This is a genomic window from Bradyrhizobium sp. BRP23 (genome assembly GCF_020194135.1).
GTDB lineage: Bacteria > Pseudomonadota > Alphaproteobacteria > Rhizobiales > Xanthobacteraceae > Bradyrhizobium > Bradyrhizobium yuanmingense.
On the sequence record NZ_JADYVW010000036.1, the window covers coordinates 1 to 3407 of the forward strand.

Sequence of the window (3407 nt, forward strand, 5' to 3'; positions counted from 1 at the left end):
TTCAATGCTTTGATGCTCCGCCATGCACCAATCTTGAATTGATCGATGTATCTCATCTCACCTCCTCCGAGGCTGAGGAGCTCATCGCACAGTTTCGGCGAACGGAGCTGAAAGACAATTTCGATCTCGGACAGGGCCACTTGTTTCGCGCGCGCATGGTCCGGCTTGGTCCTGACAATCATCTCATATTGATCACCGCTCATGAAATCATCCTCGATGCCTGGTCGATTTCTGTTCTGCTCAGAGATCTTCAGCAAAGGTACGTAGATGCCGTGGCGTTTTGCCCAGAGAACCGTGCGTCACTCTCGGGCTACGCGGCGTGGGAAAAACAACACGTTTCTCCAGAGGCGCTGGAGAACCAACGTCACTATTGGCGTCGTCAAATTGGTGATGATCCGCCAGCGCTTTCGCTTGGAAGGGCGCGCCCGCAAACAAATTCATACCGCGGCGCCTCGCATCCAGTGCTGCTTGGCAGTGATCTCTCCAGTCGCGTAAGAGAATTTGCGCGCCGAAACAGCTGCACCACGTCGACAACACTGCTGGCGTGCTTCAAGCTGCTGCTACGAATGTATAGCGGTGAGGACGACATTGTCGTCGGCATACCACACGCTGTACGGGATCAACCTGGCAGCGCCGACATCGTCGGCTTTTTCCTGAATATGCTACCGATCCGTGCCGCGATGGATGCCGGTCAGTCCTTTGCTGCTCATGCCACGCGCATCCAGGGCCTGGTCAGCGATGCTATCGCAAATTCGGCCTATCCATTCGGATGGATGGTCAAGGACACAAGGTTATGTCGCGAACCGGGGCGATCACCGATCTTCCAGGTCATGTTCAACATGTACTCCGAAGCTGCCGAGCCACTTGGTCAAGACGAGTTGGCTCTGACATTCCGCGAATACGACACAGGCTATGTCAAATTCGACCTAACATTGTACGCGCAAGATCAGGGCGATGAAATTGCGCTCCAGCTGGCGTATGCAGAAGACATATTTTCGAGTGATCTAGTTGTTCGCATGGCCAATAATCTGCGCTGTCTGATTGCCGCCTGCGTTGACAAACCGCTTGCGCCCATTGAGGAGCTGAGCTGCCTCAGCGCGTCAGACGTCACTCTACTGAACTCGCTGGAAGGATCCAGGCAGCCATATGACTCTGAATGTCTGCTTGTTGAAGCTTTCGAGCAGATCAGTGTCTCCAATCACAGCAAGGTAGCATATTTTGGCGAGTTCGGGGAAGTCACATTCAGCCAGCTGCGTGAGCGCGTAGCAGCTATCAGGTCCTTCCTGCTGGATTTGGACGTGGGCGCTGGCGATATGGTCGGCATGCTTGTCGACCGGTCGCCTGACGTTGCCGCTGTTATGCTGGCGGCGCGAGCTTTGCACTCTATTGTCGTGCCGATACCGCCAGATTATCCCCCTGATCGGATCCAACATATCCTGCGAGATAGTCAGGCAAAGGTGTTGGTTCACGCAAATACCACGGAGACTGGCTTTGACATACCTTCGATTTCTCTATTGACGTTAGACAGGTGCAGGGCGCTGACGGATAATTTCGAATCCAGCGACTCACCCTCAGATCACCAAATTGCGAATCTTATATACACGTCGTCCTCAACAGGGCGGGCGAAGGGGGTTCTTATTCCGGAATCGGCCATTCTCAATCGGCTGAACTGGATGTGGCGACGCTTTCCCTTCAATAGTACCGACGTGATGGTTGTCCAGAAGTCCGCTTCCCTTGTTGCGTCCGCTTGGGAGTATTTTGGTGGGCTTCTGAGAGGTGTGCCCACGCTGATCCTCACCCAAGGGCAGGTGCTAGATCCGGATCTGTTGTTGTGCAGTTTGGCAAAACATCGTGTGACACGCTTTTTTGCCTCTCCGCCACTCCTGTCCGGTATCATTGGGTCCCAGGAACGGCAACCGCAAAGGACCGCCTTGAGATTGGTCACAAGCAGCGCCGAACCGATGCCTTCCTCGCTGCCTGCTCGCTGGCGCGGGTCTTTTCCGGGCGTGCCCTTGTGGAACTTCTATGGTGCGACGGAATGTGCGTCCAATGCAGCCGTGCACGAAACATCGGATGCGGATGGCAACTCGGCGCTTATCCCAGTGGGACGGCCAATCGACAACGTAAAACTCTACGTGCTCGATGCACGATTGAAGAGAGTGCCTGTTGGAGCCTCCGGCGAACTGTGCATCGCGGGCCGCTGTCTGAGCGCTGGGTATTGGCAGGATCAAGATCGGACTGACCGCTGTTTCCTGCCGAATCCGTATGATGGCGGACAATACGATGTGCTTTATCGAAGTGGGGACATCGCACGCATCTCAACCAGCGGCCTTCTCGAGATTTGCGGCCGATCGGACAACCAGATCAAGGTGAGGGGCTTTCGCATCGAGCCGGAGGAGGTCGAAGTTGCCCTTGAGTCTCATCCGGCAATCGCAAAGGCCGCGGTCTTCGCAGAAGGCATCGATGAGGATCGCCGCTTGACGGCGAGCCTGGAGCCCGCTCGGGAGAATCTAAGCTCTCGAGAGATTCTCGCCCACCTGCGCAACAGATTGCCATCTCCCATGGTTCCCACAGCCTTCAGATTGGTTGACAGTGTTCCCCTGACGACAAGCGGAAAGATAGACCGTGCTCGCCTTTCCTCCGTTCCTTACCGCGAGATAGAAACTAGTCCATCTGCTGAGCCCCGCACCAGGAACGAGCGGGTTCTTGCTCGGATCTGGGAGGATCTATTAGGCGCCGAGGGGGTGGGAATCGACAGCAGTTTCTTTGATATTGGCGGCGATTCTCTTCTGAGCGTACGTTGCGTCACGCTGGCGCGCAAAGCCGGGCTGAATCTCACTGTCAACCTGCTCTATCGAACACCGACCATCAGGGAGTTGGCGGCCGGGCAAGCGGAGGCGGCACCCCACAACGTGGCTTCCGCGGACGGCCTACTGCCTGTGCCCCCCGTAATATCGTTTTGGAATTCTCTTGTCGGCTTTGACGAGCATTTTAACCTCGGCGATCTGTTCTTCTTGCGCGGCGGCATCCTGGACATCAAGATCCTGGACCGCGCTCTGGCCCATGTCATCGAGAGGCACGAAGGCCTCAGGCTCCGCGTTGCCCGAACCCAAGATGGACTCCGGCTGGGGATTGGCCCTTGTCCGGCCGCACGCATCGTGGAGGAGATCGATCTCGTCCGGATGACCGGCCCAGACCAGCGCAGGACAATCGAGAGCGTCTCGGCAAGACGTCAACACATGTTTCGGTTTGACGGCCACACGCCTCTTGTTCACGTCGCGGCCTTCCGTGCTTCGGAAAGCGGCGATTATTATCTGCTGGTACTGGTGCATCATTTCGTAGTGGATGGGATGGGCTATCGGCTATTCCTGGAAGCATTGGAGGACGCATACAACGCTCTTGCTGCA

General features: G+C 56.2%; 1 protein-coding gene. It reads left to right on the top strand.

The genetic code is table 11. The features are described 5' to 3' along the window. Nucleotides 1-38: 38 nt before the first annotated feature. Nucleotides 39-3407 (top strand): condensation domain-containing protein (locus I6F24_RS37175; protein WP_225152685.1); only part of this gene is annotated, 3369 nt, incomplete at its 3' end.